This is a genomic window from Halomonas sp. CKK8, from assembly GCF_029625235.1.
Taxonomy (GTDB): domain Bacteria; phylum Pseudomonadota; class Gammaproteobacteria; order Pseudomonadales; family Halomonadaceae; genus Halomonas; species Halomonas ventosae.
Genome location: NZ_CP121193.1, coordinates 2904130 through 2920623 on the forward strand (window position 1 = coordinate 2904130; position 16494 = coordinate 2920623).

Below are 16494 nucleotides of genomic sequence, written 5' to 3' on the forward strand. Positions count from 1 at the left end.
CCATGCGACCTTGCCCCAAGGTGACGCCAGCGTTCATGCTCTGTTCATGTCGCCCCTGGCACCCTGTGGCCATGACGAATCGACGCCTGCTGTCCCGCCTGCGCCTGCCGGCGCTGGCCGCCCTGCTCACCCTGCTGGCCGCCTCCCCCACGCCGGCGGACGAGGCGTGGCGCGACCTCCACCAGGCGGTGCGCGAAGGCAGGGTCGTGCCCCTGCCCGAGATCCTCGACTGGCTGGAGGAGCGCTATGCGGGCCAGGTACTCGAGGTGGAACTCGAGCGTGACGATGGCCGGATGCTCTACGAGGTCGAGATGCTCGGTCCCCAGGGCCAGGTGGTGGAGTTCGAGTTCGATGCCGCCAGTGGCGAGCTGATCGGTATGGAGGGGGTGAACATCAACGGGATGCGACGCGAGGATGGCGCGGAATGAAGGTGCTGCTGGTGGAGGATGACCGGGCGCTCGCCGAGGCCCTGGAGGAGGCGCTGGGTGACGCCGGCATGCTGCTGGAGACCGCCACCACCGGCGGCGAGGCGGACTTCCTGGTGCGCACCGAGGCCTACGACGCGGTGATCCTCGACCTGGGCCTGCCCGATGGCGATGGCAGCCGCTGGCTCGCCCAGTGGCGCGAGGACGCCATCGACACGCCGGTGCTGGTGCTCACCGCCCGCACCCGCTGGGCCGACAAGGCCGCCGGCTTCTCGGCCGGCGCCGATGACTACGTCACCAAGCCCTTCGAGACCGCCGAGGTGCTGTTCCGGCTGCGCGCCCTGGTGCGGCGCAGCCATGGCCATGCCCACCCGGTGCTGAAGATCGGCGAGCTCGCCTTCGATACCCACAGCGGCAGCGTCACCCTGGCCGGTCGCCCGGTGAGCCTCACCGCCCAGGAGTCGCGCCTGCTGGCCTACCTGGCCCATGCCGCGCCCCGGGTGGTGAGCCGCAGCGAGCTGGCCGAGCACGTCTACGACCGCGACCACGAGCCGGACTCGAACGTCATCGACGTCCAGATCAGCCGGCTGCGCCGCAAGCTGGGCGCCGCGCGTATCCAGACCCACCGTGGCCAGGGGTATCGCCTGGCCGGGGGTGACGAGGCATCATGAGTCGAGTGCGGCGGCTGTCGCTGGCCAGTCGCCTGCTGCTGGCGACCCTGCTGACCCTGGCGATCGCCCTGCCGCTGGCCGGCGCAGGACTCTCCCACTACTTCCGCACCACCGCGACGGGCGCCTTCGACGAGCGCCTGGAGGCCCTGCTCAACGTGGTGGTCGCCGGCCTCGCCTGGGAGCCGACGCAGCAGCGGCTGGTGCATGAGCGCTCGCTGGGCGACCCGCGCTTCGAGCAGGCCCTCTCCGGCTGGTACTGGCAGATCAGCGACGGCGGCGAGCGGGTGCTGACCTCCCGCTCGCTGTGGGACCAGCGCCTGCCGGTGCGCTCCCACCGCCAGGTGATGATCCGTGACCTGGCAGGCCCGCGCGGGACCCCGCTGCGCGTCATCGAGCGCGATATCCGCCTGGCCCCCCTCGACGGTCCGCTGCACGTCAGCGTGGCCGTCTCCCGGGAAGCGCTGGACGCGGAGCTCGCCCGCTTCACCCGGCTGGTCACGCTCTTCCTGGTCGGCCTGGGGCTGCTGCTGCTGGCCACCCTGGCCCTGCAGGTGCGCTGGGGCCTGGCCCCGCTGCGCCGGGTACAGGCCGACCTGCAGCAGGTGGAGAGCGGCGAGGCCGAGCGCCTCGATACCCGCCTGTCGCCGGAGCTCGCGCGCCTGGCCCGGGCCATGAACGGGGTGCTGGACCGCGACCGGCGACTGATGACCCATGCGCGCCACGCCGCGGGCAACCTGGCCCACGCGCTGAAGACCCCGGTGAGCGTGCTGACCACCCTGGCCGACGGCATCGAGGAGCCACGACGCACGCGCCTCCGTGACGAACTGGCGCGCATCGATGCCGCGGTTCGCCACCACCTGGCCCGCGCCTCGGCGGCCGGGGACGCCGGCCTGGCCCCGCGGGTCGCCGCAAGTGAGGTGCTCAGCCCCATCCTCGCGGGGCTTGGCCGCCTCGCCGAACGACGCGGCATCACCCTCCGCCACGACCTGCCGGCCGGGATGCGCGTGCGCATGGAGGCCCAGGACCTGCAGGAGCTGGTCGGCAACCTGCTGGACAACGCCCTGCGCTGGGCCGAGGGCCGGGTCGAGATACGTGGCGGCAGCGATGCCGGGGGGGGCTGGCTGGAGGTCGAGGATGACGGGCCGGGCATGGACGAGGCCCAGCGCCAGGCCGCCCTGGCCCGTGGCGCCCGGCTCGACGAGCAGCGACCGGGCAACGGCCTGGGCCTGGCCATCGTGGCCGACCTGGTGAAGCTCAATGGCGGCCGGCTGGAGCTCGCCCGCGCGCGCCTCGGCGGCCTGGCGGTGCGCGTCTGGCTGCCCGACCGCCCCTTCCAGCCCGCCGACTGACCCGGCTCAGCCCTGGTGGCCTGCGCCTTCCTCGGGCTCGTCGGCACACTGGTGCCGGCTCTCCAGCTGGATGGTGGCATGGTCCAGGCCATAGCGCTCGACCAGCAGACTGCGGATCGCCACCAGGGCGGCCTGGCGATCCTCGCCCTCCTCGATGGCCGCATGCAGCGAGACCAGGTGGCGTCCCGGGGTCAGCGACCAGACATGCACGTGGTGCACGTTGCAGACTGCCTCGAGCTGCTCGGGAATCTCGCGGCGCAGGGTCGCCGCGTCCAGCTCGTCCGGGGCGCCCTCCAGCAGGATATGGCCGGACTCCCGGGTCAGCTTCCAGGCGCTGCGCAGGATCAGCAGCGCCACCAGCATCGAGAGCAGCGGGTCGATGGGCATCCAGCCAGTGGCGAGTATCACCAGGGCCGCGACGATGGCGGCCACCGAACCCAGCAGGTCCCCCAGCACGTGCAGGGCGGCCCCGCGGATGTTGAGGTTGTCGCGGTCGCCGGCGTGCAGGATGATGAACACCACCAGGTTGACCAGAAGCCCCAGGGCGGCGATCGCCAGCATGGGGGTGCCCATCACCTCCACCGGCGAGAGCAGCCGGCGAATCGCCTCGATGAAGATCCACACCACGATGGCGATCAGCGTCAGGCCGTTGACGAAGGCGGCCAGGATCTGCACCCGGTGATAGCCGAAGCTGCGCTTCTCGTCCGCCGGGCGGCGGCTGATGCGTGCGGCGAACCAGGCCAGCGCCAGGGCCGCGGTGTCGGTGAGCATGTGGCCAGCATCGGCCAGCAGCGCCAGCGAGCCGGAGAGGATGCCGCCCACCACCTCAGCGACCATGAAGCCGCCGGTGAGCAGGATCGCCCAGGCCAGCCGGCGCTGGCTGTCCTGCCCGGCGTGATGCGAATGGTCGTGATCGTGAGCCATGAGCCCTCCCTTGCCAGGCTCCCAGCATACCGCAGGGGTCACACCCCCTTCACGAGGCGAGCGGCCTCGCGGCGCCGTTTGAGCTCGTAGGCCACGGCCAGCAGCACGGTGACGAGTATCAGGATCAGCCCCAGGGCGTTGACTGCCGGCGTGAGGCCGGTACGCACCTTGGAGGCGATGTAGACCGTCAGGGTGGTGTCATAGCCCACCACGAACAGCGAGGTGTTGTAGTTCTCGAAGGACTGCAGGAAGGCGATCACCGCCGCCGAGAGGATCGCCGGCTTCAGGTAGGGCAGCAGGATGCGCCGGAACATCTGCCACTGGCTGGCGCCCAGGTCCAGGGCGGCGCGCTCCATGGTGCGGTCGAAGCGCTGCAGCCGCGCGGTGACCATCAGCATCACGTAGGCGGCGATGAAGGTGGCCTGGCCGAGCACGGTGAGGAAGATGCCGCCGCCAACCCCGAGCTGGCGCCAGAAGATCAGCGTCGAGATGCCGATGATCACGCCCGGCGTGAGCAGTGGCGAGAGGATCAGCGCATAGAGGAAGGGCTTGGCGCGGCTCTGCACCGTATTGAGGAACAGCGCGGTGGCGATGCCGATGGGCACCGCCAGACAGAGCACCCCGACGGCGACGATGGCGCTGTTGCCCAGTGCCTGCCACATGCCGCCGTCGGCGGCGAGCTCGCCGAACCACTTCAGGGTGGTGCCGTCCCAGGGGGTCACGGTGGGGAAGCGGCTGTCGTTGAAGGTGGCCGCCGCCATCACCAGCAGCGGCAGAAAGAGGTAGGCGAAGAACACCACCACGTAGAAACGCAGGCCCAGGGTCATCAGTCGCTGTGAGCTCACGCACGGCCCCCCGTCACTTTGCCCAGACCCTCATTTGGCCCAGATCCTCATTTGTCCCAGTCCATCACTTGGCGATATCCCCCAGGCCCACCTTGAACACCTTCATGACCAGCGACATGAAGCCGATGCACAGCACCAGCAGCAGGAAGGCATAGGCCGCCCCCTGGTTCCAGTTGCCGCCCTCGAAGAACCAGTTGTAGATGATCTGGGTGAACCAGCGGCTGCCGGGCGAGCCGAGCAGCGCCGGCACCGCATAGCTGCCCGCCGCCAGCATGAAGGTCATGATGCAGCCGGTGGCGATTCCCGGCTTGGCGTGGGGAATGACGATGCGCCGATGGGTGCGCAGCGTCCCCGCCCCCAGGTCCCTCGCGGCCCGCACCTGGTTGTCGTCGAGGCTCTCGATGGCGTTGTAGACCGGGAACACCATGAACAGGATATAGGCGTAGACCATGCCCACCATCACCCCGGCGTCACCGCTGAGGAAACGGATCGGCCGGTCGATCAGCCCCAGCATCATCAGCACCTCGTTGAGTGGCCCGCGGAAGGCGAGAATGATGAACCACGAGTAGGTACGCAGGATCTCGTTGATCCAGAAGGGAATGATCAGCAACAGGATGCATAGCGCCGCCTGCCGCGGGGTGGCCACCTTGGCCAGGTACCAGGCCAGCGGATAGCTCACGGCAAGCGTCAGCAGGGTCACCAGCACGCTGGACCACAGCGTCTTGAAGAAGATCGCCCGGTGGATGTCGTTGGCGAACAGGGTGGCGTAGTTGGTCAGCGTCCAGCCGTCTTCTGGCCCGCCGCGCTGGGCCGGCAGCAGGTTGGGACGCAGCGAGTAGTCGATCATCTGCAGCTGCGGCAGGGTGACCATCACGATCAGCCAGATACCCAGCAGGCCGAGGATCGTCATGGCCAGCGGGCCGCCGAAACGCGCGGCGAGCTGCCTAAACATGGCCGGCCTCCACCACCTCGCCGGTCGCCTCGTCGACCCGCGGGCTGCCATCCTCGGGCAGCACCACCGCATCGTCGGGGTCGTAGCCGAACCTCATGCGACGCCCCGCGACCAGGGCATCCGTGTACTGCCGGGAGATCTCGTGGCCCAGCTGCACCCTGAGCAGTTCGCCGGAGGCGTCCAGGCGCGCCTCCAGCACCACCCAGGCACCCTCGAAGTGCACCGCCTCGAGGGTGGCCGCGAGGGTCGGCCCGGCGCTCCCCTCCTCGACCGGGCGCAGGTGCTCGGGGCGGATGTAGAGCGCCGCCGGGTCGCCGCGCGCCAGCCGGGAAGCGGCCGCGACTCGGCCGGCCAGCTCGCCCAGGGCTCCGCCGTCCAGGCGCACCCGCTCGCCCTGGCGTTCGATCAGCGTCGTCCGCAGCCGGTTGTTCTCGCCGACGAAGGCCGCCACGAAGCCGGTGGCCGGCGAACGGTAGAGGGTCACCGGGTCGGCCACCTGCTGGATGCGGCCCGCCGACATCACCGCCACCCGGTCGGACATGGTCAACGCCTCGCCCTGGTCGTGGGTGATGTAGATGAAGGTGATGCCGGTCTTGCGCTGGATCGCCTTGAGCTCGGCGCGCATGTGCTGGCGAAGCTTGAGGTCCAGCGCCGAGAGCGGCTCGTCGAGCAGCAGCACCCGCGGCTCCACGGCCAGTGCCCGGGCGATGGCCACCCGCTGCTTCTGGCCCCCGGAGAGCTCACCGATCCGCTTCGGCCCACTGCCCTCCAGCGCCACCAGCGCCAGCAGCCGCTCGGATGCCTCGCGTCGCGCCTTGCGGTCGACCCCGCGCACCTCCAGGCCGAACTCGATGTTCTCGTAGACCGTCATCAGCGGAAAGAGCGCCAGGTTCTGGAAGATCATCGCCGTGGGACGGCGATTTACCGGCACCCCAGCCATGGGCTCGCCGCCGATCAGCACCTGCCCCTCGCTGGGGGTCAGAAAGCCGCTGATCATGTTGAGCAGGGTGGTCTTGCCGCAGCCCGAGGGGCCGAGGAAGCTGAAGAACTCCCCCGAGCCGATCTCGAGCGTCGTCTTGTCGATGGCGGTGAAGTCGCCGAAGCGCATCACTACCTCCTCCAGGCGGACGCTGCCGTCCATGGTCACCTCGCGGTCGGGCATCTGCGTCAGGCAGAGAGGTAGCGGTCCTGGTACTCGTTGCGCAGCGCCACGTACCAGGGTTCCTGGATCGGCCACCACCAGAGGTTGGCCAGGTCCTCCTCGGTGTAGGACTCGGTGAAGAAGTTGCGCGTCGCCTCGGGCAGGAGCTCGGTGGCGCCCTTGGAGGTGGAGTTGTAGCCGGTGGCCTCGACGAACATGGCACCCGCCTCGGGGGTGTAGTACCAGTTGATCAGCTCGTAGACGGCATCCGGGTTCTGGGCGTTCCTGGGAATCACGAAGCCCTCCATCCAGGCCAGCGCCCCCTCCTTCGGCGCGCCGTAGGCGATCTCCTCGCCCTCCTGCTGCAGGCGGAAGGCGGTAGAGTCCCAGGTCTGGCCGATGATCGCGCCGTTGGTGCGGAAGGCGGCCTGGGCCTCGTTCTCGGTGTTCCAGAACTGCACCAGCATGGACTTGTGCTTGACCGCCTCCTCGAGGATGACGTCGAAGTTGGCACGCATCGCCTCCTCGCTCTGGTAGGAGTCGAGCAGCGGGTGCGGCAGCCGGCCCTCGCGCTCCAGCCACAGGCCGATGCCGACCAGCGCCGAGTGGCCGCGCACGGTGACGCCCTGGCCATGCTCCGGGTTCCACAGGTCGGCGTAGCTCAGATTGGCACGGTCGACGTCGGCGAAGCGGCGGTGCCAGGTGATGGCCTCGGTACCCCAGTCGCTGGGTGCGAAGTAGCGCTTGCCGTCGACCACGCCGCCGGTCTCGGAGCCCTCGATTGCACTGTCCAGGGCGCCGCTCCAGTTGATGCGCGAGGTGTCCAGCGGCTGGATCAGGTCATAGTCGAGATAGCCGGGGACACGGTCCACGGTGGGCATGATCACGTCGAAGCCGCTGCCGTCGCTGGCGCGCAGCGAGTTCATCAGCTCGTCGTTGGTGCCGTAGGGCGTGAAGGTGGCCTTGATGCCGGTCTTCTCGGTGAAGTCCGCCAGCATCCGGTCGTTGAAGTAGCCCGCCCAGGCGTAGATGCGCAGGGTCTGCTCCTGGGCCAGCAGCGTGTTGACGTAGAAGGACGGCACGCTGGCCACGGCCCCGGCGGCCAGGCTGCCCTTGAGGAAACGGCGACGTGTGAACGACATGACGAGCTCTCCATGGTGGCTGGGACGCACCCCGTTATCGCGCGGCGAGGTGACGACGCCATGACCCGCCGATGACGGTTCAGCGTCGACTCAATCAGCGTAGCACCATATAGGGAAAGGCCCAGCCGGGAGGAAGGCCCCGTCGCCGCGCCGGGGTCACATCACCGGCACGCCGGTGACCCAGACGTGCAGGTGGAAGGCGAAGAGGTAGTAGGCCACCAGGCCGATCACCACGGTGGCGACGGTGCCGGCCATGCCCGGGGCGGCGCTCTCCGGCCGGGGACGACGACGAGCCGCGCGGAAGTCGAACACGGCCCATACCAGGAAGGCCCCGAAGAAGACGATGTCGCCCAGCCGGCCGTTGGCCAGCAGGTGGGCGAAGGCCCAGAGCTTCACTGCCAGGATCATCGGGTGACCCAGCCTGGCCTTGAAGTGGTTGCCCGGCACATAGGCCGCCACCAGCAGCACGAAGGCGGGGATCATCAGCAGCGAGACGGCATGGCGCAGGCCCACCGGGGGCTGCCAGACCCACACCGGGTCCAGGCGCATCTGGCCGTAGCCCCAGATCGCCAGCGCCAGGCCGATGACCGAGACCACCGAATAGGCCGCCTTCCAGGGCAATTCGCCCATTCGCTGGATCTGGGCGGTTCGCCAGTCGTCGGCCAGGATGCGCACCGAGTGCACGCCGAGAAAGATCAACAGGCCGAGCAGCATCACGGTCATGGTGGAAGTCTCCATCAGGGAAAGGGCAAAGTGGAACGAAACCGCCGCCAGCCTAGTCTGTTGACCTGTTCACGACCAGTGCCGTCGCCCGACACGGCACCCGCGACGCAAAGGATTGCCATGTCACGAGACACCGCCCCCCTGCCCGAGGTCCTCGCCGGCCCCCTCCTGCGGCGCCTGAGCGCGGAGCGCCTGGTGCTCTGGCTGGTGGGCTCGCGGCCCCTCGAACTCGGCCTGATGCTGCACCCTGCCGGACACCCGCCGCGCCGCCTGACGCTCAACGCGCGCCGTCTGCAGCGGTTGCCGCTGGGCCGGCATGCCTGGCTGCACCTGATCGACGTGCCCCTCGACACGCCCCTGCCCCGCGGCGTGCGCATCGACTACGACCTGAAGATCGCCCCGGACGGGAGCGAGGGCGGGGGCGAGCGTGGCATCGCCGACTGGGCGCCCCACCTGCTGCACGAGGGCGCCACGCATCCCGCCTTCGTGCTGGCCGACAGCCACCGCCGCCTGCTGCATGGCTCCTGCCGCCGGCCCCACCACGATGGCCCCGACGGCCTGATGCGTGCCGATGCCTGGCTGGCCGAGCGCCGGGAGACCCCCGAGGCCTGGCCCGCCTGGCTGCTGATGACCGGCGACCAGGTCTACGCCGACGACGTCGCCGGCCCGATGCTGGTGGCCGTCCACGCACTGATCCGCTGCCTGGACCTGTTCGACGAGACCCTGGAGGGGGCCACCGTGGCCGACAGCCTGGCCCTCTACACGGACGCCGCCACCTACTACCGACGCGAGGCGCTGCTGCCGGATATCGAAAGCAGCGAGGACCTGCGCGAGCGCTTCTTCGGCGGGGTACGCAAGCCGGTCTTCACCTCGGCCAATGCCCACAACCACCTGATGAGCTTCGCCGAGGTCATCGCCATGTACCTGCTGGTCTGGTCGCCGGTGCCCTGGCGGCTGGTCGAGATCTCCGAGCCGACGCTGGACGAGACGCACGCGGCGCGCTTCGGCGAGGAACGGGCGGTCATCGAGCGCTTCGCCGACGGGCTGCCCGCCGCCGCCCGGGTGATGGCCCACCTGCCCTCGCTGATGATCTTCGACGACCACGACATCACCGACGATTGGAACCTCACCGCGGACTGGGAGCGCACCGCCTACGGGCACCCCTTCTCGCGGCGGATCATCGGCAACGCCCTGCTCGCCTACCTGCTCTGCCAGGGCTGGGGCAACGACCCGGACCGCCTGGCCGAGCCGCTGGGCGAGGCCGCCGAACTGCTCGACCTGGCAGCCAGCCGCGAGGGCTGGCTGCCCGCCGAGGAGCAGGACGCCGTGATCGAACGGCTGCTGCGCTTCCAGGGCTGGGAGGTGGAGGTCGAGGGCGAGCCGAAGCTCGTGGTGCTGGACACCCGCACCCGGCGCTGGCGCAGCGAACGCAGCCCGAAGCGCCCCTCCGGCCTCATGGACTGGGAAGCGCTGTCGGAACTGCAGCAGCAGATCCTCGGGGCGACATCGGTGGTGATCGTCTCGCCGGCCCCGATGTTCGGCGTCAAGCTCATCGAAACCATCCAGCGGCTCTTTACCCTGGCCGGCAAGCCCCTGCTGGTCGATGCCGAGAACTGGATGGCCCATCGCGGCGCGGCCAGCGTGATGCTCAACATCTTCCGCCATTCGCGTACCCCGGGGCACTACGTGATCCTCTCCGGCGACGTGCACTACTCCTTCGCCTACGACATCCACATCCGCCAGCGCCGCGAGGGACCGAGGATCTGGCAGATCACCTCCAGCGGCATCAAGAACGCCTTTCCCGACACCCTGCTCGACTGGTTCGATCGCCTGAACCGCTGGCTCTACGCCCCCCGCTCGCCGCTCAACTGGTTCACCCAGCGCCGGCGCATGATGATCACGCCGCGGGACCCGGACCGCGCCAAGGCCGGCGAGCGGCTCTGGAACGGCACCGGCATCGGCCTGGTGGAGCTCGACGACCAGGGCCGCCCGAGTGACATCCGCCAGCTCGATGCCCGCGGCTTCGACGTGGTGTTTCCGCCGCCGGAGGCCCCGGGCGACCGACGCTCCGGCAAGTCGTCCGCCGGACAGCGGGCACCGTAGCCCGACAGCACAACGCCTGCCCGGTGACGGACAGGCGTTGTGCGGCTTGCGACGCGAGGCGCTCACATTGGCCGGGGCCCGTGACCTCGCCGCGTCACGAGGCAGCTGCCTCAGGCCGTCTGACCGGCATGACGCCCCTCATGGATCTCCTCGACCAGGGTGTGACAGAAGGCATCCAGGTCCTTCGGCGTGCGACTGGTGACCAGGCCGTTGTCGACCACGACCCGCTCGTCGACCCAGTGCGCCCCGGCGTTCTCGAGATCCTTCCTCACCGAGGGATAGGAGGTCAGGGTGCGCCCTTCGACGACCTCGGCGTTGATCAGGATCCAGGGCGCATGGCAGATGGCGCCCACTGGCTTGCCGGCCTCGAAGAAGTGCCTCACCAGGGCCAGGGCTCGCTCGTCCTGGCGCAGGGCATCCGGATTGAACAGCCCGCCGGGCAACACCAGGGCGTGGTAGTCCGTGGAGCTGACCTCATCGAGGGACTTGTCGACCTCATAGGTCTCGCCCCAGTCGCTCTCGGCCCAGGCACGAATGCCGCGGGTCTCGGGCGAGACCACGTCCACCGTGATGCCCTGGGCATCGAGCTTGGCCTTGGGTACGGCCAGTTCCGACTCCTCGAAACCGTGGGTGGCCAGGATGGCGACACGCTTGCCGTCGACCTGTTGGCTCATGATGACCTCCTTGTTGGCGGATAATCGGCTGACCCGCATGGACGGGCCAGCTGCGACACCCCACGACCTCGGGGTAGTGGCCCGCAAGCACAACCCCTGGTGACGTAACGAAATGCGTCCTCCTGTATCAGGCGGGCCGGCGACGCCGACACAGCATCAGGCCGCCGGCCACCACCAGCCAGCTGAGGGCCGCCGCCACGCTGTCATCGAGCACGATGCCGACGCCGCCAGGCACCGCCTCGGCGTACGAGACCGGCGGCGGCTTGGTGGCATCGAAGACCCGGTAGACCACGAAGGCCCCGGCCAGGGCCGCGGGATGGCGCGCCGCCGACTGGCCCAGCACCGCCACCGGGAAGGCGACGATCTCGTCGAGCACGATGCGCCCGTCGTCCTTGAGGCCCAGTTCCTCCGCGGCCAGGTGGCAGACCGGCACCGCCGCCAGCAGCAGCGCCGCCACCACGGCGAGCTGCAGGCGGCGGGGTCGGCCCAGCAGCCACCAGGCCAGCGGCAGCCCCAGCAGCGAGCCGACCGTGCCCGAGGCCCAGGGCGAAAGCCCCGTACCGAGGCCGGTGGCCAGCCACATCAGTGCATACTCCATGTCCTTGCCCCCTGCGCGATGGATGGCGCGGGGCAACCGCCTGGCGCCCCGCCTGCGGCCGGTATCGGCCGAGCAGCGGCCAAGATACCCGGCGGCCCGACGAAGGTCGATGGCGGAATCGACCAGCACCCGCCGCCAGCCTTCGACATTCGCCGCCGGTCGACGCATCATTCAGGGATGACACTCGACACGACCCACCGCAACCGGCAGATGACCCACTTCGACGGCCACGACGAGATCTGGCTGTTCGGCTACGGTTCGCTGATCTGGAAGGCCGACTTCCCCTTCCTCGAGCGCCGCCCGGCGCATATCCATGGCTGGGTGCGCCGCTTCTGGCAGGGCTCCCACGACCACCGCGGCACCCCCGAGGCACCGGGCCGGGTGGTCACCCTGGTGCGCGAACCCGGTGCGACCTGCCACGGCATGGCCTATCGCATCACCCCCGAGGTGCTCGGCCCGCTCGACGTGCGCGAGAAGAACGGCTACCTGCGCGAGGTCACCCGGCTGCACTTCGAGGACGATGCACCGCCCTCGAGTGCCGAGGGGCTGGTGTACCTCGCCACCGAAGACAACGCCGCCTTCCTCGGCGAGGCCCCGCTGGAGGCCATCGCCGAGCAGATTGCCATGGCCCACGGCCCCAGCGGCCCCAATCGCGACTACCTGGTCAACCTGGCCCAGGCACTGGGCGAGCTCGGCGTGGAGGATCCCCACGTGTTCGCCCTGGCAGCGCGACTGCCCCACCCGGCAGACGCCTGATGCCCGACCCCACCTCGACAACGGAGACGACCCTCCCATGAGCGTGACCCTCGACGACGTCCGACAGGCCGCCGCCCGCCTCCAGGGGAGCGTGGAGCGCACCCCCTGCCTGCACTCCACCACCCTCTCGCAGCTCACCGGCTGCGAGCTCTACATCAAGTTCGAGAACCACCAGTTCACTGCCTCCTTCAAGGAGCGCGGCGCCCTCAACCACCTGCTTTCACTCAGCCCCGAGGAGCGCGCCCGGGGCGTGATCGCCATGTCGGCGGGCAACCACGCCCAGGCGGTGGCCTATCACGCCAAGCGGCTGGGCATCCACGCCACCATCGTCATGCCCCGCCACACCCCCAACCTCAAGGTGCGCAACACCCGCAACTTCGGCGCCGAGGTGCACCTGGAGGGTAACGGGGTCGACGAGGCCGGTGCCTATGCCCGGCGCCTGGCCGAGGAGCGCCACCTGGTCTTCGTGCACCCCTACGACGACGAGCGGATCATCGCCGGGCAGGGCACCATCGCCCTGGAGATGCTCGAGGAGGCCCCCGACCTCGACTGCCTGGTGATCCCCATCGGCGGCGGCGGACTGATCAGCGGCAACGCGGTGGCGGCCAAGGCGCTGAAGCCCGATATCGAGGTGATCGGCGTGCAGACCAAGCGCTTCCCGGCCATGAAGCAGGCGCTGGCCGGTGAGGAGGTCCACTGCGGCCTGGCCACCCTGGCCGAGGGCATCGCCGTGAAGCAGCCCGGCGAGCTGACCCGGGAGATCGTGCGCGAGCTGGTCAGCGACATCGTGCTGGTGGACGAGCCCGAGATCGAGCGCGCCATCCTGATGCTGCTGGAGATCGAGAAGAGCGTGGCCGAGGGCGCCGGCGCCGCGGGGCTCGCCGCCCTGCTCACCGACCCGGCGCGCTACCGCGGCCGCAGGGTGGGGCTGGTGCTGTGTGGCGGCAACATCGACATGCTGGCGCTCTCCTCGGTGATCCAGCGCGGCCTGGTGCGCTCCGGGCGCATCGTGCGAGTGCGGGTCGGTATCCCCGACGTGCCCGGCTCGCTGGCCGAGCTCACCCGCCTGCTCGCCGAGCAGCGCGCCAACGTCATCCAGATCGCCCACCAGCGCACCTTCACCGACCTCTCGCTGCGCGCCACCGAGGTCGAGGCCACCCTCGAGACCCTGGGCAGCGACCACACCCGCGAGGTGATCGCCGCGCTGCGCGCCGAGGGCTACGACCCGGTGCTGCCCGCCAACGAGGTGCACCCGGACGAGCGCTGGGCCGGCGACCCCGAGGGGCACTGACCGGCACCTTGGGCGCATGGCGCAGGGCCGGCGGCAGGCGTACCCTGTGCGCATTCGATCATCGCACCGGTTTCCATCATCGCAACAAGGGATAGAGTGATGAGCAGCAAGATCAACGTGTCAGCCCCCCTGGTCATCCTGCATGGCGACGAGATGGCCCAGGTGGCCTTCGAGCGGATCCTCGAGACCTTCGTGACGTCACGCCTTGACGTGGACCTGGTCGAGATCGACCTGACCGCGGAGAACCGCTTGGTCACCAACGGCCAGGCGGTCATCGAGGCCATCGAGGCCCTCAAGCAGCATGGCGTGGGGGTGAAGAATGCCGGCATGACGGTGAACCGCACCCAGCTGGGCGAGCTGCTGGCCGCCCATCCCGAGCTCGACGGCACCACCCTGCATCCGCTGGCCACCAAGTCGCCCAACGGTGCCATCCGCAAGGGCATCGGCGGCAACATCACCCGCGAGGACATCCAGTTTCGCAACCTGCAGTTCAAGAAGCCGGAGTGGGTGGGTCGCGACATCGAGGTCGACACCATGGCGACCGGCGGCAGCAAGGACAGCTTCAACGAGCTCTCCCGCGCCACCGGCATCGTCAAGCTGATGTTCGTGGGCGCCAGCGGCGACCCGGTGGAGCTGCACCGCCGCGAGGTCAAGAAGGGCGACCCCTGGCTGCTCGCCACCAACGACATCGACGAGATCAAGGCCTGGGCGCACCGCTTCTTCCAGCGCGCCATCGACGAAAAGCGCGACATCTACCTGGGCCTGAAGGACACCGTGATCGCCGGGTATGACGGCGTGATGCGGGCCGCCATCGAGGGCATCTACGAGAGCGACTACCGCGCGCAGGTCGAGGCGCTGGGGCTCGCCTACCACTACGAGCTGATCGACGCCCAGGCCGCGCGTATCGTCGCCAACCCGCCGGAGCGCGCCCTGTGGGGCGTGCCGGACAACACCACCGGCCGCAAGCTCTACAAGCTGGTCGAGCAGCTCAAGGTGCACGGCATTCCCACCCGCAAGGCCCATGTCTCGCTGTCACGGATGAGTGCCGGCGGTGGCGACCAGTACGGCAGCTACAACGCCCCCGCCACGGAGGACGGCATCCTCAAGGTGGTCGTCGACGGCGACGAGAAGCATGCGCGCCACGTCAAGCAGGGCGACCCCATCCTGCTGATGTCCAACGACCACGAGGCGATCAAGGACTGGGTCACCCAGGTGTTCCGCGACGCCTCGCGCAAGGACAAGGAGGTCTACTTCGGCCTCAAGCGCGAGTACATGGAGTATGACGATGTCTTCAGTACCGCCATTACCGACGTGCGCCGCGAGCTGGCGAAGGCCGATACCCCGCCGCCCTCGTTCATGATCATGCGGCCCTCCAGCCAGCTCATCAAGATGATCACCGACCCGCCGCGCAATGCCCTCTACCCGGCGCAGAACCTCGACGGCGACATCTTCTCGGACATCTCCGCGGCGCTGGGCGGCAGCCTGGCGACCGCCAGCTCGATCATCGAGAGCAAGAGCGGCACCATGCTCTTCGAGGCGCCCCACGGCACCGCCCACGACCTCTACCTGAAGTACCTGGAGAGCGACGGCAAGGAGGCGCACTTCAACTCCTCGGCGCTGATCTTCGCCGTGGCCAACGCCCTGGAGACCCTGGGCGAGCGCGAGGGCAACGAGGCCCTGGTGGACTACGCTACCCGCCTCAAGGCCGCGCTGATCGATACCGTCGCCGACGGCATCATCACCGGCGACCTGAAGGGCAAGACCACCGATCCCGCCGCGGAGACCATCGTCGACATGCAGGGCTTTCTCGACGCCGTGGCCAGCCGCCTGGGCTGAGGTGGCGAGGCGGTTATCTCGCCGGTTGGTGGCAGAGTTTCATCACCATCGCGGCGGCACTGGCGGAGCGCGAGGCATAGGGGCTCGAGACCCATCACCGGGCTTGCGTCGACGGGAGATCCCACCGGGTCGGCCCGTGCAGGCCAGCCCTCCGGTCATTGGCGGAGTCACCGCCGTGGGGGTGCCATGAAGCACGTCGGAAAGACCGAGCGGATAGGACGCCAACACCTTTCCACGCTGGCTCGGCTCGCTCGCTACGAGCTAGGGGCGCTACTGAGCCTCCTGATGCTGTTCGGCGGGGTCTGGGGGTTCGTCGAACTGGCCGAGGAGGTCGCCGAGGGTGAGACCCGGAGCATCGACGAGGCCCTTCTGCTCTCCCTGCGCAATCCCGCCGACCATGCCGACCCGCTCGGCCCGGGCTGGGTAGAGGAACTGGGGCGGGACTTTACCGCGCTCGGCGGTGTCGGTGTGCTGGTACTGGTCTCGCTCGGGGCCCTGGGCTACCTGCTGCTCGCCCGACACTACCGCGCCGCACTCTTCGCTGCCGTCGCGGTGCCCGGCGGCATGCTGCTGAGCACCCTGATGAAGGCAGGGTTCGATCGTCCCCGGCCCGACCTGGTTCCCCATGAGGCCATCGTCTACACCGCCAGCTTTCCCAGCGGCCATGCGATGATGTCTGCGGTGACCTACCTCACCCTCGCCGCACTGCTCATCCGCGTACAGCCCGAGCTGAAGCTGAAGGCCTATATCCTGGCGCTGGCGATGCTGCTCACGCTGCTGGTGGGCATGAGCCGTGTCTACCTCGGGGTGCATTGGCCCACGGATGTCCTTGCCGGATGGACGGCCGGGGCTGCCTGGGCGGCGCTGTGCTGGCTCGCGATGCGCTGGATTCAGCGGCGGGGTTAGACCACGGTGGGCCGGGCCTAGATCACCCCGCAGTTCTGCAGCGTCAGCGCCACCAGCAGCAGGATCCCCAGGCCGATCAGCTTGCCGGTGGTGCCCTTCTTCCCCTGTTTCCTGTCCATCGCCTCCCGTCCTCTTCGTGCGGCACTCCGGCCTGCCGG

At 69.3% G+C, this 16494-nt stretch carries 16 protein-coding genes; 8 read left to right on the plus strand and 8 right to left on the minus strand.

The genetic code is table 11. The features are described 5' to 3' along the window. Nucleotides 1–71 precede the first annotated feature (71 nt). Genes P8934_RS13710 through P8934_RS13720 form a run of 3 tightly spaced genes read left to right on the plus strand, consistent with a single transcriptional unit; the run spans nt 72 to nt 2445 of the window. Nucleotides 72–428: a PepSY domain-containing protein gene (locus tag P8934_RS13710; RefSeq protein ID WP_278031545.1), complete on the plus strand. Its 357-nt coding sequence runs from the start codon at nt 72–74 to the stop codon at nt 426–428. After that, nucleotides 425–1096: a response regulator transcription factor gene (locus tag P8934_RS13715; protein ID WP_278031546.1), complete on the plus strand. Its 672-nt coding sequence runs from the start codon at nt 425–427 to the stop codon at nt 1094–1096. Before P8934_RS13710 ends, P8934_RS13715 begins: the two co-directional genes overlap by 4 nt. Then, the gene (locus tag P8934_RS13720) at nt 1093–2445 is read left to right on the plus strand and encodes a HAMP domain-containing sensor histidine kinase (RefSeq protein ID WP_278031547.1); all 1353 of its coding nucleotides are present in this window, start codon (nt 1093–1095) and stop codon (nt 2443–2445) included. The genes P8934_RS13715 and P8934_RS13720 overlap by 4 nt, the downstream gene beginning before the upstream one ends. A 6-nt stretch (nt 2446–2451) precedes the next feature. Here P8934_RS13720 and P8934_RS13725 read toward each other — a convergent pair whose 3' ends face one another. From P8934_RS13725 to P8934_RS13750, 6 genes are all read right to left on the minus strand, one after another. Then, nucleotides 2452–3369, minus strand: coding sequence for a cation diffusion facilitator family transporter (locus tag P8934_RS13725; RefSeq protein WP_278031548.1), 918 nt, complete (start codon nt 3367–3369; stop codon nt 2452–2454). A gap of 38 nt (nt 3370–3407) precedes the next feature. Then, nucleotides 3408–4214, minus strand: a complete 807-nt coding sequence (locus P8934_RS13730; protein WP_278031549.1) for an ABC transporter permease — start codon at nt 4212–4214, stop codon at nt 3408–3410. A gap of 64 nt (nt 4215–4278) precedes the next feature. Continuing rightward, nucleotides 4279–5166: an ABC transporter permease gene (locus P8934_RS13735; RefSeq protein ID WP_278031550.1), complete on the minus strand. Its 888-nt coding sequence runs from the start codon at nt 5164–5166 to the stop codon at nt 4279–4281. Further along, nucleotides 5159–6307 carry an ABC transporter ATP-binding protein gene (locus P8934_RS13740; RefSeq protein ID WP_278031551.1) on the minus strand — a complete coding sequence of 383 codons (1149 nt, stop codon included), beginning with the start codon at nt 6305–6307 and terminating at the stop codon, nt 5159–5161. Before P8934_RS13740 ends, P8934_RS13735 begins: the two co-directional genes overlap by 8 nt. A gap of 26 nt (nt 6308–6333) precedes the next feature. Next, nucleotides 6334–7449 carry a substrate-binding domain-containing protein gene (locus P8934_RS13745; protein WP_278031552.1) on the minus strand — a complete coding sequence of 372 codons (1116 nt, stop codon included), beginning with the start codon at nt 7447–7449 and terminating at the stop codon, nt 6334–6336. Between the two features lie 156 nt (nt 7450–7605). Beyond that, nucleotides 7606–8172, minus strand: coding sequence for an NnrU family protein (locus P8934_RS13750; RefSeq protein ID WP_278031553.1), 567 nt, complete (start codon nt 8170–8172; stop codon nt 7606–7608). Nucleotides 8173–8292: 120 nt separating this feature from the next. On the opposite strand from P8934_RS13750, the gene P8934_RS13755 reads away from it, so the two are divergent. Then, nucleotides 8293–10275 (plus strand): alkaline phosphatase D family protein, encoded by a 1983-nt coding sequence (locus tag P8934_RS13755; RefSeq protein WP_278031554.1) that lies wholly within the window; start codon nt 8293–8295, stop codon nt 10273–10275. A 110-nt stretch (nt 10276–10385) separates the two neighbouring features. Here P8934_RS13755 and P8934_RS13760 read toward each other — a convergent pair whose 3' ends face one another. Together P8934_RS13760 and P8934_RS13765 are read right to left on the minus strand one after the other, a co-directional pair. Continuing rightward, nucleotides 10386–10949, minus strand: coding sequence for a type 1 glutamine amidotransferase domain-containing protein (locus P8934_RS13760; protein WP_278031555.1), 564 nt, complete (start codon nt 10947–10949; stop codon nt 10386–10388). Between the two features lie 127 nt (nt 10950–11076). Then, complete coding sequence (locus P8934_RS13765) at nt 11077–11718, minus strand: phosphatidylglycerophosphatase A (RefSeq protein ID WP_347403438.1); 642 nt, start codon at nt 11716–11718, stop codon at nt 11077–11079. A 6-nt stretch (nt 11719–11724) separates the two neighbouring features. Between P8934_RS13765 and P8934_RS13770 the strand changes: the two genes are divergently transcribed. The 4 genes from P8934_RS13770 to P8934_RS13785 all read left to right on the plus strand — a co-directional run bounded on the left by P8934_RS13770 (nt 11725) and on the right by P8934_RS13785 (nt 16336). Beyond that, nucleotides 11725–12303, plus strand: coding sequence for a gamma-glutamylcyclotransferase (locus tag P8934_RS13770; protein WP_278031556.1), 579 nt, complete (start codon nt 11725–11727; stop codon nt 12301–12303). 37 nt (nt 12304–12340) lie between these two features. After that, the gene (locus tag P8934_RS13775) at nt 12341–13594 is read left to right on the plus strand and encodes a threonine ammonia-lyase (protein ID WP_278031557.1); all 1254 of its coding nucleotides are present in this window, start codon (nt 12341–12343) and stop codon (nt 13592–13594) included. A 99-nt stretch (nt 13595–13693) separates the two neighbouring features. Next, nucleotides 13694–15430: an isocitrate/isopropylmalate family dehydrogenase gene (locus P8934_RS13780; RefSeq protein ID WP_278031558.1), complete on the plus strand. Its 1737-nt coding sequence runs from the start codon at nt 13694–13696 to the stop codon at nt 15428–15430. 186 nt (nt 15431–15616) lie between these two features. Further along, nucleotides 15617–16336, plus strand: a complete 720-nt coding sequence (locus tag P8934_RS13785; RefSeq protein WP_278031559.1) for a phosphatase PAP2 family protein — start codon at nt 15617–15619, stop codon at nt 16334–16336. Nucleotides 16337–16494: the final 158 nt, after the last annotated feature.